Raw genomic sequence first — 24,108 nt, forward strand, 5'->3', positions numbered from 1 at the left:
ATTATCCGCATATTATAAACGGGGGGCTTTGCCCCTCGTTTGTTTTTGCTTTTTTAGCTTTCATATTTAAATCTTGGAGGGTATCAATGGCTGTTGCTGCCAATAAACGCTCAATCATGACCCTGTTTTCAGGCGCCGACGATCTCTATAGCCATCAAGTCCGTATCGTCTTGGCGGAAAAGGGAGTGACTGTCGATGTTCTGCAGGTGGATCCTAGCGATATGCCTGAAGATCTTATTGAGCTAAACCCATATAACACAGTGCCAACCTTGGTCGATCGTGAGTTGGTGCTTTATAACTCTCGCATCATCATGGAATACCTGGATGAGCGTTTCCCGCATCCTCCTCTGATGCCTGTCTATCCCGTTTCTCGTGGTCAGACACGTCTGATGATGCACCGTATCGAAAACGACTGGTACACACTAGTCGATCGTATCCGCAAGGGTGACCGTGCCGATGAGGCCCGTAAAGAACTGCAAGAGAGCCTAACCGCTATTGCACCTATCTTTAACGAGATGCCGTACTTCATGGCAGAAGAGTTCGGCCTGGCCGACTGTTACCTGGGCCCACTGCTGTGGCGCCTGCCTGTATTGGGCATCGAGCTGGACAGCCGCACCGCCAAGGAAGTCAAAGCCTACATGACACGTCTATTCGATCGTGAGTCATTTAAGGCATCTTTGACCGAGGCCGAGCGCGAAATGCGCATGGGTATCTAAGATGAAACCTATGACCCCTAACCGTCCTTACCTGTTACAGGCCTATTACGACTGGCTCATGGATAACGAGCTGACCCCTCATGTGGTGGTCGATGCTTACGTGCCCGGTACCCAAGTACCGCAGCAGTATGTGAAAGATGGACAGATAGTGCTTAATATTACCGCCAGTGCAGTGGGTAATTTGCAGATAGGTCATGACTTCATCGAGTTTAATGCCCGCTTCGGTGGTGTACCGCAGCAAGTGGTACTGCCTATGGCCTCGATTGTTGCCATCTACGCCAGAGAAAATGGCGCTGGAACCGTGTTCGATCAGGAAGAAGCCTATCAACCCGAGGCCGATGCTCGCGACTTGGGCCTCTCTGTGGTCGATGAGACCAAGAAGGAAGAGCAGCCTTCTGAACAGGCCTCGACCGATGAAGAGAAGCCGAAACGCCGTGGTCATCTCACCCTGGTGAAATAGCGACGCAAACTAGCAAAAAACCAGCTTAGGCTGGTTTTTTTGTGCCCGAGAGAAGGTTAACTAAGACGAGGGCGGAGCGAGAGGCAAGCCCCAGGCGTCAGCTGAATGGATGATCCTGCCTGGACTCTGTGTTAGCATCTGCGCCAGAAAAATGCGGTACAACTCACACGAGCACTCTATCCATGATCCTGATGATCGACAATTACGACTCCTTTACCTTTAACCTGGTGCAGTATTTTCAGCAGCTGGGGGAGGAGATTGTCGTCAGGCGCAACGATGAGCTTAGCCTTGCCGATATCCAGGCCTTGGCACCCAGCAGGCTAGTGATCTCACCCGGTCCCTGTTCGCCCAACGAGGCCGGCATCTCCCTTGAAGTAATTAAGACTTTTGCCGGTAAGCTACCCATATTGGGGGTCTGTCTCGGCCATCAGGCGATCGCCCAGGTCTTCGGCGCTCAGGTGGTGCGCGCCAAGCGGGTGATGCATGGCAAGACAAGTGCCATCGGCCATACGGGCCAAGGCCTTTTTGCCGGACTGAATCGGCCTCTCACCGTCACCCGTTATCATTCCCTCTTGGTCGAGCAGCTGCCCAAGGATTTTACCCTGGATGCCTGGTTCGACGACCCGGTTCACGGCCGCGAGATCATGGCCATGAGTCGGCCAGAACTTGGCTTGTTCGGCGTGCAGTTTCATCCCGAATCTATCCTGACCGAACAGGGGCTCGAGCTGCTGGCAAACTTCGTCAAGCAGAGCATTCCTTCCAGCAATTAAAAGGGGACTAGAGTCCTGCGCCGTGAGTGACAATGGTTAATTGTTAGGAAGGTGCTAATAAATCCAGTGCGTGCTCCGCGAGTACTGACAGCCTCTAGATGCGCGGCGCAGTTTGAAGTTAATGGCCCTAGTCCTTAGCGAGAACTGCAACAAAGCAGATAGAGCTGTCAGCCTCGCCCTGAGGGGCTTTCGAGCAGTCACGATTTATTTTGGTATTCAGCTTTGAAAGGCAACCAGCCTTCCTTTATCTGAATACCTCGAACTCGCTTCTGCTCATAAGCCAGAGTGCTACGTGGACTTGTTCGCATCTTTCTTAGCTCAATTCTTTTTCAAACTGTTACAAGTTTTATCCCGTCCAACTCCTCGTCCCACCCCCATTTTGTGATATAAAAGGCAACAAAATAACAAGGCTGGGGCCTTTGCCTCGGCGACATAAATAAAAAGGAAGGACGATGACGGGCGCGTTTCGTGGATTTGGTCTCAGCATTTTGACCCTCACCATCTTGGGGGGCTGTGCAGCCACCCCTGCAAGCGATACTCAGCAGACGCAGACTACTCAGGCAAGCACTCAGGTGGCGTTAGCCACGCCGCCGAAGGTAGAGCAGCCGCTGACCCTCAAGCAGATCATGGCCAACCCTGACTGGATGGGGATCTTGGCCAAGGGTGAGTATTGGAGCGACGACAGCCAGTCTGTCTATTTTGCCCGTCAGGCCCACCAATCGCCGCTGCTGGACTATTATCAACAGCCACTGGCCTCGGGTGAGGCCAGTAAGCTAGCACTCGATGCCCTGCATCAGGCGGATCAGCAGTATGGCGTGCTGGACGAGGCGCGTACCCGTAAGGCCTATATCTATCAAGGAAACCTGTTCGTCAAAGATTTGCTCAGCGGCAAGGTGTCGCAGCTAACGCGTCAAAACACTAAGGTGGATGGCGTGCGCTTTCTTGCCAATGGCGATATCGCCTACTGGCAAGGGCAGCAGGTGTTCCGTATTCATGGCGACAGCGGCCTGTATGAACAGATCGCCAACATCAAGATGGCCAAAGAGCCTAAAGGGGTCGAGGCGCCTAGCAGCTATATCGCCAAGCAACAGCATAGATTGATTCAATATGTCGCCCTCAAACAGAATCAGGCGAAAGAGAAAGAGCAATATCAGGCGGAGCTGGTCAAGCAAGATCCTACCATGACGGCCAAGACCTGGTACCTGGGCGAGGAGGAGTCTGTCTCTCAAATGAGCCTGTCGCCGGACGGCCGCTACTTACTATTGTCATTGGTGGACAAGAACTATAGCTGGCGCGCCGAGCACGACATCATGCCTAACTATCTGGGTAGCCAGGGGTATGTGGATGCCGTTCCTGCCAGGGCGCGTGTCGCCGAAGATAAGTATCCCGGCGAGCGCCTGGTATTGCTGGATCTCGAGCGGCATGAGAAACGCGATATCACCATCGAAGGACTAACGGGCTTCGATGAAGACGTGCTGGCCTCGGTGAAGGCAGAAAATGCCAAGGCCCAGGGTGAGAGCTATAAGAGCGAGAAGGCGCCGCGTAGGGTGCAGCTGATGCAGGACTGGGCCTGGACCCAGAGTGCTATGCAGTGGCAGGCCAAGGACAATAAGGTCGCCATCATGCTCGAGGCGGTGGACAACAAAGACAGATGGATTGCCACCCTAAACCTCAAGTCGGGCTCACTCAACACAGAGCACAGACTGCATGACGATGCCTGGGTGAACTATAACTTCAACCAGTTCGGCTGGTTGCCACAGAGCGATACTCTCTATTACCTCTCGGAAGAGACGGGCTATTCGCACCTCTATCTCAAGGCAAGCGGCGCCAAGCCACAGCCCCTGACCCAGGGTAAGTATGTAGTTAGCGACATCACCCTAGGCCCCAAGGCAGAGTATATCTACTACAAGGCCAACAAAGACCATCCTGGTATCGACAATGTCTACCGCGTCAAACTCGCCGATGGTCAGAGCGAGCAACTCACCCAGTGGGACGGTCAGCTGGATTACAGCCTGAGCCCAGATGGCAGCAAGCTGCTACTCAAGGCCTCTCGTCGCACTCAGCCGAGTGAGCTCTATGTGCAGGCGATAGGTGGTGAGCTCAAGCAGTTAACTCATTACACCTCAGATGCCTTCAAGCAATATGCTTGGCAGGCCCCAGAGGTAGTTAAGGTGCCGTCTACCCATGGCGCCGGCGATGTCTATGCCAGAGTCTATCTACCACAGGGGTATGATAAGGCCCGTGCCGACAAATATCCTGCGGTGATCTTCAACCATGGCGCCGGCTATCTGCAAAATGCCCACTATGGTTTCTCAGGCTACTTCCGCGAGTTCATGTTCCACAACTTGCTGACCCAGCAGGGTTATGTGGTGATGGATATGGACTACCGTGGCTCTAAAGGCTATGGCCGCGACTGGCGCACGGCGATCTATCGCAACATGGGTCATCCAGAGGTGGAAGATCTCAAAGACGGCGTCAGCTGGATGGTGGCCAATACCCATGTGGACGCTAAGCGTGTCGGCACCTATGGCGGCTCTTATGGTGGCTTCCTCACCTTCATGGCGTTGTTTACCGAGCCAGAGCTATTCCAGGCCGGTGCAGCGCTGCGTCCGGTAAGCGATTGGGCCCACTATAACGCGCCATACACCTCTAACATTCTCAACACGCCGGATGTGGACGCTATCGCCTATGAGCGCAGCTCGCCCATCGAGCATGCCCAGGGGCTGCAGAAGCCGCTGTTGGTGATGAGTGGCGTGCTGGACGATAACGTCTTCTTCCAGGACAGTGTGCGTCTGGTACAGCGCCTGATCGAACTGGAGAAGCCGATGTTTGAGACGGCCATTTATCCGGTGGAGCCACACGGCTTCCGTCAGCCATCGAGCTGGCTAGATGAATACCGCCGCATCTTCAAGTTGTTCGAGCAAGAGCTTAAATAACCGACCAGGGCCTCATTCGAGGCCCTTTTTATTGCTAAGGGATCTGCCAAGTGCGTGATTTGGTGTAATATAAGCCTAACGCGCTCAATTAGCTGAGGAGAACAGCTTAGGTGGCAAAGTCCATTGCCGGTGGTGTCCGTCCGGGCATCATCATAGATATCGAACACAGGCTTCTGAAACAGCTTATAGTGGGTAAGCAGAAGGCCGCTGCCTCCATGTTTGATGACTTAGACCGTGAACTGGAGAATGATGCCAATAAGCTCGCCATCGAACGCGACGCCGTATTCGAGCGCCTCTCCAAGCAGATCCAGGCTCGCCAGGTATACGAGGCGGTCTCCAAGCAGCTTATCACTACGGTCAACACTACCTTAGACAATCAGCTGGCGTCTCCGGAGCTCCTGATACAACAAGCCGGGATTAATCAGAATCAGATGTTGGTACTTGAGCTGCTGCAACAGAAGAACCTGGATCTGAGCAGGTTGCGCCTGCTCATCGCCGATCTGCCCTGGCTGGCGCGGGATCTCACCAACATGGTCAACAGCCCCTCATTTCGTCACAAGCGCCAGCAGCGATCGGACGTGAAGGTGACCGAGATAAAGTTGGTGCTCAACTTTATCGGTGTCGAGAACCTCAGGCTGCTGATCCCCTATTATTGTCTGCGAAACTGGTTGCCAACCGGGCATGCCAACTTGCTGTGGACCACGCGTAAGCTGTGGCGTTACGCTATGGTTACCGGCATCGCCGCCAAGGCCCTGGCGCAGTTAAATGAGCAGGATATGGCCACGGCTTATACCAGTAGTTTGCTCTATCAGCTGGGGGTCTCAGTGGTATTGAAAAATGGCGCCAAGGTCTACGAGAGTATTTGGGGAAACTGGCTCAGGGAGGCCAGTGGTAGTCGCGATAAGGAGCTGCATGATGCCGTGCTGGCTACCGAGTTTCCCGCCGAGGATATCTACCAACAGGTGCTGCAACACGCTCATACCCTCAATTGGCGCCTGCCTGAGTTGTTGGACTTTGCTGCTAGTGGCCTGACCCAGACCCAGAAGGAGCTGGATACCTGCCTTAGCTACAGCGAGTTGTCGAGTGAGGCCGCCCTGGTGGCCCGTGCTAGCTGTTATGCCAAGGTCATGATGCTGGAAGAGATGCGGTTGATCTCGCCAAAAGAGAAGCAGATGATGTTCGATTATTATCAGCTCTCTGAGCAAGAGAAGATCCGCCTCAAGGGGCAAAATTACCGTAAGCTAGACCTCTATTAGGCTTCTAGTAGCCCTCTGTGCGTAAAGCTTGGACGCTTCCAAGGGGCAAAAACCTTGTTTAAGAGTGGTGCCTTGCTCTTAGTCTTGCTTATCTATCTCATTGATAATAAATGGATGTTTACCTTGCATATCGTATCTGGCAGGTCGCTAGTGTTTCTCTAATGAAGAGTGGAAACGGCGGTGTACAAAAGGGCAGTGAGAATGAACTGTTTTGCTAATGGTTTTTAGTGTTATTTGCTGTGGAAATGTTTTACTATCCACGCCACGTCAAAATATGACTATATATTCATAAAAATCACATTATTAGTTGAGTTTTGGGTCGATAAACTTTTTTCTGACTAATTATGCTCAAGCCTAGGTTATAAACGCTTGTATAACCTTTAAGCTCAAATCTTTATGCATTTGTTATGCACATGCTAAGAAGGCTCGACCGTCAGAACTGGTATTTTGATCACGTTTTCGCTATTAATGTCCCCCTAGATAACAAAATAACCGTTACCGAAAGGCGTCGCTTTTCGGAGAAAGACGGGTACGACAGGCGATTGAAGCCTTCGGCAACATTGAAAGGATGAGTAGAATGAGCGTAAACCAAAAGCTAACCCGAGCCCAGTTTGATGAAGTAATGGTGCCTAATTATGCACCTTCGGCTGTGATCCCTGTCCGTGGTGAGGGTAGCCGTGTTTGGGACCAGGAAGGCAAAGAGTTTGTCGACTTCGCCGGCGGTATCGCGGTGAACTGTCTAGGTCATTGTCATCCGGCGCTGGTTGGCGCCTTGAAAGAGCAGGGTGAGAAGATCTGGCACCTGGCCAACGTGATGACCAACGAGCCGGCATTGGCACTGGCCACTAAGCTGGTTGAAGCCACCTTCGCCGAGAAGGTTTATTTTGCTAACTCTGGTGCAGAAGCCAACGAAGCGGCCCTTAAGCTGGCCCGTCGTTATGCTCAGGATAAGTTTGGCCCAGAGAAAGATCAGATCATCGCCTTCGATAAGGCGTTCCATGGCCGCACCTTCTTTACCGTGAGCGTAGGTGGCCAGGCCGCCTACTCAGATGGCTTCGGTCCTAAGCCAGAGTCTATTACTCACCTGCCATTCAACGACATTGCGGCGCTGGAAGCCGAAGTGTCTGACAAGACCTGTGCCATCATGCTCGAGCCACTACAGGGCGAAGGCGGCATCATAGACGCCGATCCTGAATTCCTGCACGCGGTACGCGCCCTGGCAGACAAGCACAATGCCTTAGTTGTCTTCGACGAAGTTCAGACAGGCGTTGGTCGTCTGGGTGAGCTATACGCCTACATGCGCACCGAAGTAACCCCGGATATCCTCACCACAGCTAAGGCGCTGGGTGGCGGCTTCCCGATCGCGGCTATGCTGACAACCACAGAGATCGCCTCTCACCTTAAGATTGGTACCCATGGTTCTACCTACGGCGGTAACCCACTGGCATGTGCAATCGGTAACGCGGTACTGGACGTAGTGAACACGCCAGAGGTACTTGAGGGCGTTAAACGTCGCGAGCAGCTGCTACGTGACGGTCTGAATCAGATCAACGAAAAGTACAATGTATTCACCGAGGTTCGCGGTCAAGGCCTGCTGCTGGGTGCCGTGCTCAACGAACAGTACCAGGGTCGTGCAAAAGATTTCTTGGTTGCCGGTATCGGCGAAGGCCTGATGAGCCTGGTTGCCGGTCCTAATGTGATCCGCTTTACTCCTTCTCTTGTTATTCCTGAGGCCGACATCGCCGAGGGTCTTGCTCGTTTCGAACGCGCAGTAGCCAAGGTTGTTGCTGGCTAAGTGACGGCATGAGCGCGGCGTAACAGCCGCGCTTTTTGTCTGAGAGAAAACCTTGAACCTCAAGCCCGGCATGTGGGTCTTAATTGTTAAGGCTGTTTGCGTTTGAGTGACAAGGACAAGTGAGGAGACCCAAAGATGTTAATTATCCGCCCCATACGATCGAGCGATTACGATGCCTTGTATCAGATCGCCGTCGAGTCAGGTCATGGATTCACGTCTTTACCCGTCAATGAAGAGTTATTAAGAAATAAGATTGCCCGTGTCGAGGCCTCGTTCGTCAAAGAGATCGATAAGCCCTTCGACGAAGGCTATCTTATGGTGCTGGAAGACACAGAGACTGGCGAAGTGGTCGGTACCTGTGGGCTCGAGGCTGCGGTCGGCATGGTCGATGCCTTTTACCACTACCGTCTGGGTACAGAGGTCTACCACTCAGAGCAGATCGACGTGCGTAACGAGGTGGAAACCCTGACTCTGTGCCACGATTACACGGGCGCCGCCGAGCTATGCACCCTGTTTTTGCGTGACACCTATCGTAAGAACAACAACGGACGCATGCTGTCTCGCAGTCGTTTCCTTTTCCTGGCACAGCACGCCGAACGCTTCGGCGACACAGTGATCGCCGAGATGCGCGGCGAGAGCGACGCCGAGGGCAACTCGCCTTTCTACGGCTGGCTGCAGAAGAACTTCCTCGGCATAGACTTTGTGCAGGCCGACTACCTGTCGGGCCTGGGCCAGAAGGCCTTCATGGCCGAGATGATGCCGAAGAACAGTGTCTATGTCTGCCTGCTGCCCGAAGAGGCGCAGAAGGTGATTGGCGAGGTGCACACCAATACCCGTCCGGCACTCAACCTGCTGCAGGCTGAGGGCTTTAGATGCCGCGGCTATGTTGATATCTTCGACGGCGGACCAACGGTCGAATGTAATCTTAACGACATTCGTTCGGTGAAAGAGAGTCGCCTGCTGACGGTCAAGGTGGGCGAGATGCCAGCCTCGAGCAGCAGCTATATTATCTCAAATACTTTGTTAGCGGGTTACCGTGCTACCTCGGCCAACTTGATGGTCAGCGATGAAACCGACGAGGTGATCCTGTCACCCGAGCTTGCCGGTGCGTTGCTGGTGGCAGAAGGTGAACAGATCCGTGTCTTGGCAATGTAGGAATTTATGATGAGTCAATTTATTAACGGCCAGTGGGTTGCCGGTCTGGGACACAATGTAGTCTCGAAGAACCCCGCAAATCAAGAAGTTATCTGGGAAAGCAAGACGGCGACCCCGGAGCAGGTTAACACAGCAGTCGATGCGGCACGCGCCGCCCAGTTCGACTGGTTCATGCTGGGCTTCGACGCCCGCCTGGCGATTGTCGAGGCCTATCGCGACCAGCTCGAGGCTCACAAGGGTGATATCGCCGAGGTGATCGCTCAGGAAACCGGTAAACCACAGTGGGAAACCGCGACCGAAGCGGGCGCCATGATCGGCAAGATCGGCCTGTCGGTGGCTGCCTACCACAAGCGTACCGGCACCTCTGAGAACGATACTCCAGCCGGTCGCGCCGTGCTGCGTCACAAGCCACACGGCGTGGTGGCGGTATTTGGTCCTTACAACTTCCCGGGCCATCTGCCTAACGGTCATATCGTTCCTGCGCTACTGGCGGGTAATACTGTGGTATTCAAGCCATCTGAACTCACCCCTAAGACGGCCGAGCTGATGCTCAAGCTGTGGGAGAAGGCCGGTCTGCCGGCTGGCGTGATCAACCTGGTTCAAGGCGAAGTGGAAACCGGCAAGGCGCTGGCGTCCCATCCGCAGATCGACGGCCTGTTCTTCACAGGTAGCTCACGTACGGGTCATATCCTGCACCAGCAATACGCGGGTCATCCGGGTAAGATCCTGGCGCTGGAGATGGGCGGCAACAACCCACTGATCATCAAGGGCGTTAAAGACACTCAGGCCGCTGTACACGATATCATTCAGTCGGCCTATATCTCATCGGGTCAACGCTGCACCTGTGCTCGTCGTCTCTATGTTGAGAAGGGCGCCGAGGGCGATGCCCTGCTGGCTAAGCTGGCCGAGGCGGTCAAGCAGATCAAGGTGGGCCCTTGGAACGCACAGCCACAGCCATTCATGGGTTCTATGATCTCTGAGGCGGCGGCCAAGGGGATGGTGGAAGCTCAGCGTAACCTGATCAACCTGGGCGGTACGCCGCTGGTTGAGCTTAAGCATCTTGAAGCCGGTACTGGCCTTGTGTCTCCGGGTCTTATCGATGTGACTCAGGTAATCGAGCTGCCAGACGAAGAATACTTCGGCCCACTACTGCAGGTGGTGCGCTACACAGACTTCGACGAGGCGATAGCGCTGGCGAACAACACCCGCTACGGTCTCTCTGCCGGTATCCTGGCGGACAGTCGCGAAGACTACGACTACTTCCTGGCGCGTATCCGTGCGGGTATCGTCAACTGGAACAAGCAGATCACCGGCGCATCAGGTTCGGCACCATTTGGTGGCGTTGGCGCCTCGGGTAACCACAGGGCGAGCGCCTTCTATGCCGCCGACTACTGTGCCTACCCGGTCGCTTCGGTCGAGGCCGATGCCCTGGCCATGCCAGCCAGTCTGAGTCCGGGTCTGACCCTTTAGTAAACAAGCATGGGAGTGGGCGTCTTGCCCGCTCCCATTTTTATAGGCGTACACGAAAATTCTCGTTGTACTTATATCGTGAAAACAAACAGACCGGCGCGATAACGACCGGTAACACGATGATGTTAAGGAAGAAATTGATGCATACCGATGTAAACCAGCTATTTGCCGCCCTATGGGACGATTATGTTGAAATGACCCCCTCAGCCGCCAAGGTACACCAGCTACTGGCCAAGGGTGAGACCATCATCAACGATCATATCGCCCTACGTACCTTCAACATTGCCAAGGTGAACCTGAGCGTTCTGGCGAAGCATTTCGAGTCCCTGGGCTATGTGGCCTGTGGCGATTACGACTTCGAAGCCAAGAAGCTTAAGGCCAAGCACTTCGAGCACCCGGATCCGACCCAGCCTAAGGTGTTTATCTCTGAGCTGATGGTCGAAGCCTTCAGCCCTGAGCTGCAAGCCATAGTCCACGGTTTGGTGGAGCAGGTGGATGAGGCCGCGACCACGGCGGATAACTTCCTCTACTCGGGCCGCCACTGGGATCTGGATTACGCGACCTACGAGCAGCTGCTGGCCGAGAGCGAGTACGCGGCATGGGTGGCGGCGTTCGGTTACCGCGCTAACCACTTTACCGTGTCGATCAACCACCTGCCTGGATACAACACCATACTCGAGGTGAATGACACCCTGAAGCAGGGTGACTTCGTGCTGAACAGTGTCGGCGGCGAGGTGAAGGGGTCTGCCGATGTGTTGCTCGAGCAGTCATCGACCATGGCCGATAAGGTCAATGTGGCCTTTAAAGACGTCCAGAAGACGATTCCAAGCTGTTTCTATGAGTTTGCCTTGCGCTATCCTAAGGCGGACGGTGAGCTGTATACAGGCTTCGTGGCAGCCTCTGCGGACAAGATCTTCGAGAGCACCAACAACGCGGGTTAATCTCGGGGTGAGTCTCAACAGTCAAAAGCCGATGCACTGCATCGGCTTTTTTGTGGGATGATGGCGATGTTTTAACTCGGTCTCGAAAGCTATCCCTTAAAGCCAAGGGTGATCTTCAGTCCGCCCAGCTGCTGGCCATGCTCGAAGTCTAGGCTTATCTCATACTGCTCGGTAATATCCTTGACGATGGAGAGTCCCAGGCCGTGGCCCATGATCGCCTCATCCAGGCGCTTGCCCCTCTGGGTCAACTGGCTGAGGGCCTCATCGGCGACCCCGGGGCCATCATCTTCTATGGTCAGCAGGAGCTGCTCATCTATCTGCTTGGTAGAAACCGCCACCTTGCTGTTAGCCCACTTGAAGGCGTTATCCAATAGGTTACCTATCAGCTCCATGCCATCTTCGCGGTGAATAGGCAGGCGGCTTAAGCCCTCGTCCAGGTTAAACTGGCAGGCGATCGCCTTGTGGCCGTGCACCTTGGTGAGGGTTTGGGCCAAGTCCAGCAGATCTTTGGGGAGCTGCATCTGGGCCGCGGGTAGCATGTCACCGGTGATCCGCGCCGCCGCCAGCTTGCGCTCTATCATCTTGTGGATTTGATCGAGCTGGCTCTGCATGGCGCTGGCGGCCTCGGGATCTTTGAGCCCCAGCACCTCCACCTGCTGCTGCATCACCGCCAGCGGCGTCTTCAGGCCATGACTGAGGTTGCCCAGGTTGTTGCGGCTGCGTTCCATCTGCTTGCTCGAGTATTGCAACAGCTCGTTATAGGTCTGGGCCAGTGGCGCAAGCTCGGGCGGGATCTTGCCGGTATCCAGCGCGGTGATCTCCCCCTCTCTGAGCTTCATCAGCGCCCGCTGCATATCGTTGATCGGCTTGAAAGATTGCCGCAGCAGAATGAAGATCCCCGCCACCATGGTGAGCAGCATGGCCAGGTTGACCGATAGCTTAGTGCCATAGACCTGGGTGAACACCTGGCGGCCGATGCTGAGATCCTGAGCCACGGTCAGGGTCGCCTGTACCTTGGCGTCGGCGCTGCTTAATCCTATGGAGAGCAGCTGGATATCGTGATTCTGTGGCCCCTTGGTCTGCCACACCCGGGTCTGGCCCTTGGAGAGGGGCTCTATCTCCAGACGCTGATCCCACAGGGAGCGGGATCTGAGCTCGATATCCTTGAGGTTGAGTTGGTAATAGCGCCCAGAATAGACGGGCTTATAGAAGTTAGACACCTGGTTAGGGTCAATGCTGATGTCGCCGTTGTCGAACTGAATAGCCAGCAACACCTGCTCTAAATCTTCTTCGAGGCGGTCGATGATGGAGTCATGAAATGCCTGACGCAACATGGACTCGAAGATGACGATCGCCACGAAGGTGGAGATAATGACTAAGGCCGACAGCCAGAGGCTGAGCTTAGTGCGGATCGATATCATGGCTTGAGGCCGTGGAAGATATAGCCCTGTCCCCTGCGGGTCTCGATGGCCTTCTTACCCAGCTTCTTGCGTAGGTGGGTCACATAGACCTCCACCACGTTACTCTCTTTCTCGTCATCAAATTGGTACAGCTTGTCGGTCAACTGCGCCTTGGAGAGCAGTTTCTTGGGAGACATGAGGAAGATCTTCAGCAGGCGAAACTCCATGGCGGTGAGTTCAAAATGCTGATCGCCGACGGTGACACTCTGCTGACCCTCATCTAAGGTCACGCCTTCGAAGCTCAGCTCCTTGGTGGGGCTGTTGGTCTTGCCGTGGGCACGGTTGATCAAGGCATGAATACGCGCCAGCAGCTCCTGGCTGTGGAAGGGTTTGCCCAGATAATCGTCGGCACCGGCGTTGAATCCTTCTACCTTCTCGTGCCATTGGCTGCGGGCAGTGAGCATGATCACCGGCGTGTCTATTCCCTGATTACGCCAGGTCTCCAGCAGCTGTAGGCCGTTGCCGTCAGGCAGGCCGATATCCAGGATGACACAATCATAATGGGTTTCTTTGATCAGGTAGTCGGCTTCGGCCGCTCTGTCGGTGACATCTGTAACATAGCCGGCCTGTTTCAGCTGTTTGGCAAGTTCATCGACCAGTAGGGTGTTGTCTTCAACCAGCAGCAATTTCATCGTTTCTCTCTACCTTAGCGCAGCAGGCGCTTCTGTCTACATGGAGGCGGCCGAGTCGGATCGACCTGAATTGATAATACACTTTTTCGCCCTAAGCGGATATTTCGGTGCTAGTTTTTGCGGGGGATGCAGCTCTGAGGCAGGGGCTTGTTAGTGCTGTGACGGCCCGTGGTGGCATCGATATCCAGGGAGATTAGCTCACCATTTGCCGATTTGATCTGTAGATCGTAGCGCCAGTGGCCCTGGGCATGAAACAGGTGGGCATCTACCAGTTTACCATCGCAGTAGGCCTGTACCTGGTTAAGGGTGAGATCGAGTGAGAGGATCTTGCCTTCGCTGACCAGCTCTTTGGCCTGGTTGTGTTCCAGTTCGATAACGGCGGTCGCAGCCGGACTGAGCAGTGAGCAGACACTAAGCAGGAAGGTGCTGGTAACGGCGGTCGGTTTCACTGAGGCTGTCCTAAAAAAATGGCCTGACTAAGGAGTCAGGCCACTTTAACTAAGATCTATTAAATCTAACTTAATGTTAGCTTAGCGGGTACCGTAAACCACGATAGTCTTGCCGTGTGCTTGGATCAGGTTCTGCTCTTCCAGCATCTTGAGGATACGGCCCACGGTTTCACGAGAACAACCCACGATCTGACCAATCTCTTGGCGGGTGATCTTGATCTGCATGCCGTCTGGGTGTGTCATGGCATCTGGTTGCTTAGCCAGGTGCAGCAGTGTCTGTGCGATGCGACCGGCAACGTCAAGGAAGGCAAGGTCGCCCACTTTCTGGCTGGTGCTCTGCAGACGATAAGCCATCTGAGATGACAGCTTCATCAGGATCTCAGGGTTAACCTGGATCAGCTGCTTAAATTTCTTGTAAGAAATCTCGGCGATTTCACAGGCTTGCTTGGCGCGAACCCAAGCCGTACGCTCGGCCTGCTCTTCAAACAGACCCAGTTCGCCGATGAAGTCACCTTGGTTCAGGTAAGAGAGGATCATCTCTTTGCCTTCTTCATCTTTAATCAAGACGGCAACAGAACCCTTCACTATGTAGTACAGGGTGTCAGAGTCTTCACCTGCATGGATCAGAGTGCTTTTGGCTGGATATTTATGAATGTGACAGTGTGATAAAAACCATTCCAACGTTGGATCAGGTTTAGGCTTACCAATCAGAGCCATGCCTATGTTCCTCGACTGATTAATGTAAATACAAGAATATGCTAAATAAGCAGATTACGTCAATTAGGCCCAAAAAACCTCGTCAGAGATCAAATTATGGCAATAAGTATGCAGCCAATAACCTAATTTACTTTGCTGTCAATAGTGGGAGTTTATTTTGATACATTAGTAATATATGTCAACTAATACCGTAATCAGGCCAATTTATTTGGCCGACAATGCTGCACATATCACATCTGCCTTAGGGCTCGTTACCCGGACAGGAAATAAAACCGACGTTTTTCATGCAGTAAAACACGGTTTTTACTCGACTTGGCGGGGGAATTATTGATAGTGTTACTCTCTGCGTCGGCGAATTTTACTCGGGCCGGGGCAGCTCAAAGTTGTGACTATTTCCTGTCGCCTCCATAGGTGATGCGAACTGGTGAAGGAGAGTCTTGAATCGTGACAAAGCATATTTGGAAATTGGCCGCCGGCCTGCTAGCCCTGTTTGCCGTGCAGCAGCAAGCCCTGGCGTTCTCTGTGCCCGCCACCGATGCGGCGGCGCCTGCCAGCAAGTTGGCCCATATTCAGTTAAAAGCCAGCCAGGGTGAGGCTGAGGCGCAATTTCTTCTCGGTTTGATGTATCTCTCGGGCCGTTTCGTTAGCCCGGATCCTCAACTGGGGGCCAGCTGGGTTGAGCGCGCCGCCGAGACAGGCCACAAGAAGGCGGCCCAGACCATAGCGGATCTTGCCTTCGACGGTAAGATCATCCCTCGTGACCTGGCCCTGGCCGAGCGTTGGTATCTGAGCCTGGCCAAGGAAAATGACAAGTGGGCCCAGTTCCGTTTAGGCTTCATCTATGCCGCCGGCGGTAACGGCGTGGCACGCAATTGCGGTAAGGCGGTCGATAACTTCATGGCGGTGGGCGATGAGATCTCCCTTGGCAATGTGGTGTGGATCCTCTCTACCTGTCCCGAGGCCAAGTACCGTGACGGCGGTAAGGCCCTGGCCATAGGCAAGGGGCTGGTCGAGGCCAACAAGCAAGATCCGACCAACCTGGATAACCTGGCAGCAGCCTATGCCGAAATAGGCGACTACAGCGCGGCGGTGGATCTGCAGCAGCAGGCGATCAAGGCGCTCAAGCAAACCGCCGAGTTCGGTAAGTCAGACGAATTTGAATTAAGGCTGGAAAACTACCGCCAACAGAAACCATATCGTGAAGTGGTTCCCCTGTCCCAGTAGGGGACTTATTCGTATCAATGAAGACGTCGACTCGGGTCGGCGTTTTTTATGCCTGAAAGCTTTAGGCTAGAAAAATTTAGGTTTGAAATCTTTAGACCTGAAATCTTTAAGCTTGAAAATGTTAGGACGGTAACGCTGGGAGATTAATGCAAAGTGGCGTGCATGAGCAGGTGTCGGAACGCTAGCATACTCGAGGAAGCAAACAGATCAAGATGGGGGAATTCACTCCCAAGAGTATACTAACTATCAGTCTTTCGCCTGAAATCCCGATAGCCAGCATTCTATGTGAGCAGACTTAAATAAAGCTTAAGTGAAACAATCTCTTTCTGAAGCAAGTGCAAGCGATTAAAAATTATTCGCTATCCAGATCCAGCAGGTGCTGACGCTTCTCAAGTAGGTCCCTAATCAGCGGTGTGAGGATCAACTCCATCGCCAGTGACATCTTGCCGCCGGGCACTACCAGGGTGTTGATGCGTGACATGAAGGAACCGTCGATCATCTTCAGATAATAGGGGAAGTCGACATTCTTGATGCCGCGAAAACGGATCACCACGAAGCTCTCATCCAGGCTGGGGATGGTCTTGGCGCTGAAGGGGTTAGAGGTGTCTACCGTAGGGACCCGCTGGAAGTTGATATGGGTGCGGGAGAACTGCGGCGTCATATGGTTGATATAGTCTTCCATGCTGCGCACGATAGAGCCCATCACCTTCTCGCGGCTGTGGCCTCTGTCTGAGGTATCGCGGATGATCTTCTGGATCCACTCCAAGTTAACTATGGGCACCATGCCGATCAGCAGATCCACGTGCTGGGCCACGTCGCAGTCGTCGGTGACCACGCCGCCATGCAGGCCCTCGTAATAGAGCATATCCGTGTTTTCCGGCAGCGGTCGCCACTGGGTAAAGGTGCCCGGCATCTGGTTGAAGGGCACCGCCTCGTCGAAGGTGTGCAGGTAGGATCGCGTCTCGCCCTGGCCGGTGGCGCTATAGTCGCTAAAGCACTGCTCCAGCTTGGCAAAATCGTTGGCCTCTGGGCCGAAATAGCTGATGTTGCGATTCTCGTTCTGCGCCTGGCGGATCTTCAGCTCCATCTCGGGACGCGTGTAATGGTGAAAGCTGTCACCCTCGATCATCGCGGCATTGATCCCCAACTGACGGAAGATATGGCTAAATGCTGTCGTGGTTGTCGTGGTGCCTGCTCCAGAGGAGCCTGTCACGGCAATAATGGGGTGTTTGGCTGACATTCTTTTACCTAAATAGCGCTAAGCTGATGCCTGATAACAGGCATTTGTGAATCAATAGTTATACGGCACGGATAACCTAAAGGTCAACAGGACCTGTCATCTTGTCCCTGTTGTGTCAGGGTCTCTTGTTTATGGCGAATGGCGATAGATTCATCCTCTTCGCTGTATTCGACCACGAGTTCGTTGCGGGCCAAAGCCTGACGGCATTGTGCAATGGCGCGGGCCAAGGCCTGGTCATCCAGGCTGGCGAAACTGCCATCCTCGGTCTGAGTGAAGAGAAACTCCTTGATCAGATTATCCAGGGTCTCACTCGGCAGCTGCAGCAGGGATTGATAGGGGATCAGCATGGTTAGGCCTCCAGCAGAAAATGAAGGATACGCTGCTCCAGATAATATCTGGGCTTGAGGGGATGGCCGCCGTCGATAAAGCCGACGTGACCGCCCTGTTGATGCAGCTCATAGGTGACCTGGGGCGAGAGGGTCTCCCGAGTCGGGATCACCTCATCTGTCATGAAGGGGTCGTCCTTGGCATGAATCACCAGGGTCGGCTTAGCCACCTGGCTCAGGTAGGGCAGGCCACTGGCGCGTCGGTAATAGTCTTCGACGCCATCGAATCCGTGTAGCGGCGCCGTGACCCTGTCGTCGAACAGATGAAAGGTGGTCAGACTCTCCACCTCGGCCATGGTCACCGGCATCTGGGCGCTCAGCTCTGGCAGGGCCAGCTTATCGCGCACCTTCTGCTGCAGCTGCTTGATCAGATGGCTCTGGTAGATCTTGGAGAAGCCGTGTCTGAGCCGTTTGGCGCAGGCGCCCAGCTGTAGCGGCGCCGAGATCACCACGGCGCGATCCACCAGGCTGTCACTGCCATGTTCGCCCATATATTTGGTCAGCACATTGCCCCCCAGGCTGTAGCCCACCGCCAATAGCGGCGAGTCTGGATAGTCCTTGCGTAACTGGCTCAGGGTGGTGTGCAGGTCCTGGGTATCGCCGCTGTGATAGCTGCGGGCGAGGCGATTGGTCACCCCAGAGCAGCTGCGATGATGATGCACCAGGGCGCTGACCTTATGCTCGCCCAGCAGAGTGAGTAGACGCCTGGCATAGTGAGAGTCGGCGCTGCCTTCCAGCCCGTGCACCAACACGACTATGGGTTCACCGCACGCGGGTTTAGTCAGCCAGTCGAGATCGATAAAGTCGCCGTCATCCAACTCCAGGCGCTGACGAGTCAGGGCTGGCCTGTCCACCTTGGTTAGCACCGGCAGTATGGTTTGCACATGGGGATTTCTTGCCCACCAGGGGGGCGTGAAGGTACGCTGGGTCATAAATCGCTGTTGCCGAAGATTAAAACATGTGTTTAATTGTTAGTTATCCGGCTAGTGTAACATAGATTCAAGTAGCTCCTTGTCGTCAAAGGACGACCCATGGAGTATCGCTAATCATAAAGCACAGGGAATAAGATGAACCGACGCACCTTTTTGACCACGGCCCTCGTGGGGACCGGCGCCCTGGCATTGGGGGTGAACCTGTATCACCCGCCGCAGGTGAGGGTAAGCGCATCCCTGGATCAGTCCCATCGCCTGCTATTTAGCCTGCTGGTGCCCGTGTTTCTCGACGGCGCCTTGCCCCATACCCAGTCGCTGCGCGTGGCGGCACAAAACCGCACCTTAGATGCCATAGTGGCGACCATGGATCTACTGCCCGATGAGTCCCGCGAAGAACTCGAGCAGTTATTGGAGCTGCTCGAGTCGCGCCTAGGCCTGTTACTGCTCACCGGCAACATGACCCCCCTGTTAATGCGTCAACCCCAGGAGCTGGTGGCCATGTTGGAAGCCTGGCGAAGCAGCTTTCTCGACCTTATGGTCACCGCCTATCAGGGGCTGCGGGAGTTGGTGCTGGCCAGCTACTACAGCAGTCCCGAGCACTGGTCACGATTAAATTATGAGAAGCCGCGGTTGTTTAATTGAACGTTTAGGCGGCAGAAAAGCTGGGCGATTAGCCCCAGATTGATAAACATAACCCCGAGAACGGGGCAAAGGAGCGCCATTGGCCATCGAAGATCCCATAGTGACCGGCCTTGCAAATGGCTGGAAGCATATAGATGCCAGTCAACTGACCCAAGACCAAACCCTTGAGGCCGATGTGGTGATCGTCGGCAGTGGCGCTGGTGGCGGTGTGGCGGCCGAGATCATGGCCGAGGCGGGCCTGTCTGTGATTATCGTCGAAGGCGGGCCGCTGAAATCCTCCGAGAGCTTCAACATGGAGGAGCGACGCGCCTATCCCAACCTGTATCAGCAGGCCGCGTCCATGAAGACCAAGGACAAGGCGATCGGCATCTTTCAGGGACGGGCCGTCGGCGGCTCAACCACCATCAACTGGACCACCTCGATCCGCACGCCGGAAAATGCCCTGGCGTTCTGGGCCAAGCACAAGTCGGTCGAAGGCCTCTCCAAGGAGGCGTTGACGCCCTGGTTCGAGAAGATGGAGCAGCGGCTGAGTATTACAGAGTGGCCCTTCGAGCCCAACCGCAACAACATGGCGCTCAAGCAGGGCTGCGAGGCTTTGGGCTGGGACTATACCGTCATCAAGCGTAACGTGGCCGGTTGCTGGAACACTGGCTACTGCGGCATGGGCTGCCCGGTCAACGCCAAGCAGTCTATGCTGGTCACCACCATACCCACGGCGCTGGAGCGTGGCGCGACCCTGGTGAGCCGCGCCAAGGTGAGCAAGATAGAACACCATAACGACAGGGTGTACGCACTCAAGGCCCAGGCATTAACCGAATCGCTGCGCCCCAGCGGCGTGCAGCTGATGTTAAAGGCCAAACACTATATTCTCAGCGCTGGCGCCATCCACACGCCGGCCCTGATGATGCGCTCCCGCCTGCCGGATCCGCAAAAGCTGCTGGGCAAGCGCACCTTTTTGCACCCGACCGTGCTCAGCGGCGCCCTGTTTAACGACGCCATCAATGGCCATAGCGGCGCGCCTCAGTCTATCTATTCGGATCAGTTTGTCTGGCAAGACGGCGCCGACGGCGAGCTGGGCTATAAGCTGGAGGTGCCGCCCATCCATCCCGTGTTGATCGCATCGAAATCCCTGGGATACGGCCAGAGTCACGCCGAGCTGATGGCACAGTTTAATCAGTTACAGGTGACCATAGCCCTGATGCGAGATGGCTATCATGCCGATAGTCCGGGTGGCCAGGTACAGCTGACAGATAAGGGTTATACCCTGGATTATCCGCTGACCGACGCCTTCTGGCGGGCCGCGCGCCGCGCATTCGCCAGCATGGCCGAGTTACAGTTTGCCGCCGGGGCGCAGAAGGTGCTGCCCATGAGTGAGGGCATGCCCTATTTGCCGAGCTGGCAGGCGGCCAAGGAGGCTATCGCAGAGATGACCCTGGCCCCCTTCAAGACTGTGGTGGCCTCGGCTCACGTGATGGGCGGTTGTCCGCTGGGCGAAGATAAGCGTATGGCCATGGTGGATAGCCGGGGCCGCAGCCACTATCTGGAGAATCTGTCTGTGATGGACGGCTCGCTGTTTCCCACCAGTCTCGGGGCCAACCCTCAGCTCTCCATCTACGGTATCACAGCCCGCAACGCCAGCCTGCTGGCCGAAGAGCTAGGCGGCGCTTAAATCGCAGAGTTGAGGCCTTAGGCCTGGCGGGTCAATGTCTGCGCCAGCTGGTGGTACTTGTCTATCTCTATCTGAAACAGGCCGAGATAGCGGGGCAGGTTAGCCTGGCCCTGCTCGCTGGGGAGTTGTCTGAGCTGGCGCAGTATCATCCCCTGGGACTTGCGCTCCAGCATGAGTTCCACCTCTAGCATCTGGCGATACTCGGCCTCGGCCAGGTTGTGTTTGCTGAGCTTTCTCAGCCTGCGGTAGGGCTTGAGCACCTTCTGTTCCCAGGTCTCGACCTGCTCGCTCAGCTGCCGCCAATCTTGATCGCTCAGGTAGTAGTGCTGCTCGTCGAGCCACTGGGCCAGCAGCAGGAGATTGACGTTGAGCCCGTAGTCATCTTGCAGCTTGAGGTAGAGCAGCTGCCCCTTCTCGTAGAGGCTGTCGCAGGTCTGCCACAGGCTGGCGTCAAAATGATTTACATGGCTCATATTTCATCCTTGTATTGCTTAGGTATCCCTTAGGTAGTGGGCGAGCTAGAGGGTTAGCCAAGATAGTTAGCTCTGCAGCTTGGCCTCTTGCTCTATCGCCTCTATGTTCTCTTGCAACTCGAGCCACTCCATCTCGCTCTCTTCAAGCTGTTGGGTATGCTGGGTGCGCTCGGCCAGGATCTGGGTGAGTTTGGCCTTGTTGTCGGCCTCATACAGGCTGGTGTCGGCCAGCAGGTTTTCCAGCTCGGCCAGCTTGTCGCTGCAATCTTGTTGGATCTTCTCCAGTTTGGCCTGGGATTTTTTCAGCGGCGACAGCTTTTGTCTCAGCTCTGCCTCCAGCCGCTTCTGCAGCTTCTTGTCCTGGGCCGGTGTCGCATCATCCAGGGCAGCCGGTTTGTTGGCCTCCTTGGCGGCTTCCAGCAGCCACTGATGATAGTCGTCCAGATCGCCGTCGAAGCTCTTCACCTCGCCGCCATCTACCAGGTAGTAGTCGCTACAACTCAGGCGCAGCAAGTGTCTATCGTGGGAGACTATGATCATGGCACCCTCGAAGGATTGCAGTGCCATGGTCAGGGCGTGACGCATCTCGAGATCCAGGTGGTTGGTGGGCTCATCGAGGAGCAGCAGGTTAGGGCGCTGCCATACCAGCAGTGCCAGCACCAGACGTGCTTTCTCGCCGCCGGAGAAGGGGCGCACCGGTGACAGGGCCATGTCGCCATTAAAGCCGTAGCCACCGAGGAAGTCTCTCAGCTCCTGTTCCCTGTGGTTTGGGGCGAGACGCGTCAGGTGTTGTAGCGGCGACTCATCCAGGCGCAGAAACTCCAGCTGATGCTGGGCGAAGTAGCCGATATTGAGACCAGGGTTTGGCTCATACAGGCCGCTCATGGGCTTGAGCTGTTCGGCCAACAGCTTGATCAGGGTCGACTTACCCGCGCCGTTACGACCGAGCAGGCCGATGCGGGCACCGGGCACCAGGTTCAGATGGACATGGTTGAGGATCGCCTTGTCGCCATAGCCGACCGACACCTGCTCCATCTTCACCAGCGGGTTGGGCAGGGCCTCGGGGGCGCGAAACGCCATATGGAAGGGGCTGTCGGCCTTCGACGGCAGCAGCTCTGTCATTCTCTCTAACGCCTTGAGGCGGCTCTGGGCCTGCTTGGCCTTGCTGGCCTTGTAGCGGAAACGGTCGACGAAAGATTGCATGTGGGCACGCTCTTTCTGCTGACGCTCAAAGGCCACCTGTTGCTGGGCCATACGCTCGGCGCGGATCCGTTCGAACGCCGTGTAGTTGCCCTTGTAGTAGTTGAGCTTATGGTGCTCGACATGCACTATCTCGTCGACGATGGCGTCGATAAAGTCTCTGTCGTGACTGATGAGGATCAGTGTGCCCTGATAGGCCTTGATCCAGCCCTCCAGCCAGTACATGGTATCCAAGTCGAGGTGGTTGGTGGGTTCGTCCAGCAGCAGGAGTTCGGAGCGGCACAGCAGCGCCTGGGCCAGGTTGAGACGCATGCGCCATCCCCCCGAGAAGCTCTTCACCGGGTTTTGCTGCTCGGCCTCACTAAAGCCCAGTCCGGCCAACAGGCTGGCGGCGCGGGCACGGATGCTGTAGCCGCCGATGGCGTCTATCTTGCCGTGGAGCAGGGCGATCTGGTGGCCGTTGTCTTCCAGCTGCGCCTTGTGCAGCGCCTCTTCCAGCTCGCGGTATTCGCGGTCGCCGTCGATCACATATTCCAGCGCGCTCACCTCAAGTGCCGGGGTCTCCTGGGCGACGGTGGCGATCTGCCAGCCCGTGGGCACGCTGATCTCGCCCTTATCCAGGCTGAGGTGTCCCATGATCAACGCAAGCAGAGACGACTTGCCCGTGCCGTTGGCACCCACCAGGCCCACCTTGTGGCCGGGGTAGACAGTCAGAGAGGCTTCATCCAATAGGGTCTTGGAGCCGCGAATAAGTTGCGCTTGGGTAATGGTGATCATTGAGGTCGACTTGATGCATAGCTAAGGATTGATAGGCTTGGGATGATAGCCCAGTTGGGGGGCCGCTTGCCACTCTTTAGCCGGGACATTTTGAATCCGATAGGGTGTTTTGCCGTGCCTTGTGGCAAAATGTCCCCATCGACAGAGTTTTTATCCCAACAGGTTGAGTCAAGCGTGAGTAGAGTAAGAGTCAAGAAGCGTTTCGTTGCCGGTGCCAAGTGCCCCAAGTGTCATGCCCAGGACAGCATAGTGCTGTTTAAGGACCAGGGGGTCGAGACGGTGGAGTGCGTCGAGTGTGACTACCGTGAGCAACAGGCCGAGGCGGAGGTGGCCAAGCAGGCCACCGGCGACGTAATAGGTGTGTTTAAACCCTAACGCTTTTAGGCGTGAAAGCCTAGTCGCGAAAAACCTAGTCGTGAAAAACTTAATCGCGAAAACCCTGCTGTAGAAACAGGTGGCGCGTCTGATTGAAACGCGCCTCATCGGCGAGGATGAAGTCGATTGCCAGCTGGGCGTTTTCCTGCCTGAACTTCTCCGTCTTGGCGATCTCATATTCGTTCATTACGATATTCATCGCCTCCACAGTCCATTCACATTCCCCCTGGCCTATGCTGACCTCGTCGGGATCATAGTGGGTCACCATCCAGTCCTGTAACTCTTCGTTGCCTATCTTGCCCTGCTGCCAGGCGGTGAGCCGGTCGATGAGTTGCTGTTTGCTGATGTTGGCTTGGGTCATAGTCTTATTTTGCTGCGGAATTTGCCCGCTAGCATAGCGATAATCTTTGATAATTGCGATGCGCGTCAGAGG

The 24,108-nt window shown here is 55.2% G+C and carries 23 protein-coding genes; 13 read left to right on the forward strand and 10 right to left on the reverse strand.

Features of this window, described 5'->3' with window-relative positions:
- Nucleotides 1–86 precede the first annotated feature (86 nt).
- From sspA to GNT65_RS13775, 9 genes are all read left to right on the forward strand, one after another.
- A complete protein-coding gene (sspA, locus tag GNT65_RS13735; protein WP_160797130.1) occupies nt 87–716 on the forward strand; it encodes a stringent starvation protein SspA in 630 nt (209 codons plus the stop codon).
- A 1-nt stretch (nt 717) separates the two neighbouring features.
- On the forward strand, nt 718–1,176 hold the full coding sequence (locus GNT65_RS13740) for a ClpXP protease specificity-enhancing factor (RefSeq protein WP_160797132.1): 459 nt from the start codon (nt 718–720) through the stop codon (nt 1,174–1,176).
- Nucleotides 1,177–1,358: 182 nt separating this feature from the next.
- Nucleotides 1,359–1,946, forward strand: coding sequence for an aminodeoxychorismate/anthranilate synthase component II (locus tag GNT65_RS13745; RefSeq protein ID WP_160797134.1), 588 nt, complete (start codon nt 1,359–1,361; stop codon nt 1,944–1,946).
- Between the two features lie 452 nt (nt 1,947–2,398).
- Entirely contained in the window at nt 2,399–4,882 is a 2,484-nt protein-coding gene (locus tag GNT65_RS13750) for a S9 family peptidase (RefSeq protein ID WP_160797136.1), read from the forward strand.
- 110 nt (nt 4,883–4,992) lie between these two features.
- Nucleotides 4,993–6,138, forward strand: coding sequence for an HDOD domain-containing protein (locus tag GNT65_RS13755; protein ID WP_160797138.1), 1,146 nt, complete (start codon nt 4,993–4,995; stop codon nt 6,136–6,138).
- 577 nt (nt 6,139–6,715) lie between these two features.
- Nucleotides 6,716–7,933: an aspartate aminotransferase family protein gene (locus GNT65_RS13760; RefSeq protein ID WP_160797140.1), complete on the forward strand. Its 1,218-nt coding sequence runs from the start codon at nt 6,716–6,718 to the stop codon at nt 7,931–7,933.
- 135 nt (nt 7,934–8,068) lie between these two features.
- Complete coding sequence (astA, locus tag GNT65_RS13765; protein ID WP_160797142.1) at nt 8,069–9,088, forward strand: arginine N-succinyltransferase; 1,020 nt, start codon at nt 8,069–8,071, stop codon at nt 9,086–9,088.
- A 9-nt stretch (nt 9,089–9,097) separates the two neighbouring features.
- Nucleotides 9,098–10,558, forward strand: coding sequence for a succinylglutamate-semialdehyde dehydrogenase (gene astD / locus GNT65_RS13770; RefSeq protein ID WP_160797144.1), 1,461 nt, complete (start codon nt 9,098–9,100; stop codon nt 10,556–10,558).
- A gap of 140 nt (nt 10,559–10,698) precedes the next feature.
- Nucleotides 10,699–11,499 (forward strand): DUF1338 domain-containing protein, encoded by an 801-nt coding sequence (locus GNT65_RS13775; protein ID WP_160797146.1) that lies wholly within the window; start codon nt 10,699–10,701, stop codon nt 11,497–11,499.
- A gap of 89 nt (nt 11,500–11,588) precedes the next feature.
- Here the strand turns inward: GNT65_RS13775 and GNT65_RS13780 are convergent, their stop codons facing one another.
- The 4 genes from GNT65_RS13780 to crp form a co-directional block, all read right to left on the reverse strand.
- Entirely contained in the window at nt 11,589–12,920 is a 1,332-nt protein-coding gene (locus GNT65_RS13780) for an ATP-binding protein (RefSeq protein WP_160797147.1), read from the reverse strand.
- On the reverse strand, nt 12,917–13,591 hold the full coding sequence (locus GNT65_RS13785; RefSeq protein ID WP_160797149.1) for a response regulator: 675 nt from the start codon (nt 13,589–13,591) through the stop codon (nt 12,917–12,919). Before GNT65_RS13785 ends, GNT65_RS13780 begins: the two co-directional genes overlap by 4 nt.
- A gap of 110 nt (nt 13,592–13,701) precedes the next feature.
- On the reverse strand, nt 13,702–14,040 hold the full coding sequence (locus GNT65_RS13790; RefSeq protein WP_160797151.1) for a hypothetical protein: 339 nt from the start codon (nt 14,038–14,040) through the stop codon (nt 13,702–13,704).
- Between the two features lie 81 nt (nt 14,041–14,121).
- Nucleotides 14,122–14,757: a cAMP-activated global transcriptional regulator CRP gene (crp, locus tag GNT65_RS13795; protein WP_011864391.1), complete on the reverse strand. Its 636-nt coding sequence runs from the start codon at nt 14,755–14,757 to the stop codon at nt 14,122–14,124.
- A 444-nt stretch (nt 14,758–15,201) separates the two neighbouring features.
- Here crp and GNT65_RS13800 point away from each other — a divergent pair, with 444 nt between their 5' ends.
- Complete coding sequence (locus GNT65_RS13800; protein WP_160797153.1) at nt 15,202–15,981, forward strand: tetratricopeptide repeat protein; 780 nt, start codon at nt 15,202–15,204, stop codon at nt 15,979–15,981.
- Between the two features lie 352 nt (nt 15,982–16,333).
- Here GNT65_RS13800 and GNT65_RS13805 read toward each other — a convergent pair whose 3' ends face one another.
- The 3 genes from GNT65_RS13805 to GNT65_RS13815 all read right to left on the reverse strand — a co-directional run bounded on the left by GNT65_RS13805 (nt 16,334) and on the right by GNT65_RS13815 (nt 18,539).
- Nucleotides 16,334–17,221, reverse strand: a complete 888-nt coding sequence (locus GNT65_RS13805; protein ID WP_041508385.1) for a phosphoribulokinase — start codon at nt 17,219–17,221, stop codon at nt 16,334–16,336.
- 83 nt (nt 17,222–17,304) lie between these two features.
- A complete protein-coding gene (locus GNT65_RS13810) occupies nt 17,305–17,568 on the reverse strand; it encodes a YheU family protein (protein ID WP_160797155.1) in 264 nt (87 codons plus the stop codon).
- Between the two features lie 2 nt (nt 17,569–17,570).
- Nucleotides 17,571–18,539 carry a hydrolase gene (locus GNT65_RS13815; RefSeq protein WP_160797157.1) on the reverse strand — a complete coding sequence of 323 codons (969 nt, stop codon included), beginning with the start codon at nt 18,537–18,539 and terminating at the stop codon, nt 17,571–17,573.
- Nucleotides 18,540–18,674: 135 nt separating this feature from the next.
- On the opposite strand from GNT65_RS13815, the gene GNT65_RS13820 reads away from it, so the two are divergent.
- Together GNT65_RS13820 and GNT65_RS13825 are read left to right on the forward strand one after the other, a co-directional pair.
- Nucleotides 18,675–19,181, forward strand: coding sequence for a twin-arginine translocation signal domain-containing protein (locus GNT65_RS13820; RefSeq protein WP_160797159.1), 507 nt, complete (start codon nt 18,675–18,677; stop codon nt 19,179–19,181).
- Nucleotides 19,182–19,260: 79 nt separating this feature from the next.
- A complete protein-coding gene (locus tag GNT65_RS13825) occupies nt 19,261–20,850 on the forward strand; it encodes a GMC family oxidoreductase (protein ID WP_160797161.1) in 1,590 nt (529 codons plus the stop codon).
- 17 nt (nt 20,851–20,867) lie between these two features.
- Here the strand turns inward: GNT65_RS13825 and GNT65_RS13830 are convergent, their stop codons facing one another.
- Nucleotides 20,868–21,323 (reverse strand): TIGR02444 family protein, encoded by a 456-nt coding sequence (locus tag GNT65_RS13830; protein WP_160797163.1) that lies wholly within the window; start codon nt 21,321–21,323, stop codon nt 20,868–20,870.
- A 66-nt stretch (nt 21,324–21,389) separates the two neighbouring features.
- Nucleotides 21,390–23,300, reverse strand: a complete 1,911-nt coding sequence (locus GNT65_RS13835) for an ABC transporter ATP-binding protein (protein WP_160797165.1) — start codon at nt 23,298–23,300, stop codon at nt 21,390–21,392.
- Nucleotides 23,301–23,474: 174 nt separating this feature from the next.
- On the opposite strand from GNT65_RS13835, the gene GNT65_RS13840 reads away from it, so the two are divergent.
- Entirely contained in the window at nt 23,475–23,675 is a 201-nt protein-coding gene (locus GNT65_RS13840; RefSeq protein ID WP_160797167.1) for a YheV family putative zinc ribbon protein, read from the forward strand.
- A gap of 49 nt (nt 23,676–23,724) precedes the next feature.
- Here the strand turns inward: GNT65_RS13840 and GNT65_RS13845 are convergent, their stop codons facing one another.
- Nucleotides 23,725–24,036 (reverse strand): hypothetical protein, encoded by a 312-nt coding sequence (locus GNT65_RS13845; protein WP_160797169.1) that lies wholly within the window; start codon nt 24,034–24,036, stop codon nt 23,725–23,727.
- Between the last annotated feature and the right edge of the window lie 72 nt (nt 24,037–24,108).

It is taken from the genome of Shewanella insulae (assembly GCF_009831655.1).
GTDB classification, from domain to species: Bacteria; Pseudomonadota; Gammaproteobacteria; order Enterobacterales; family Shewanellaceae; genus Shewanella; species Shewanella insulae.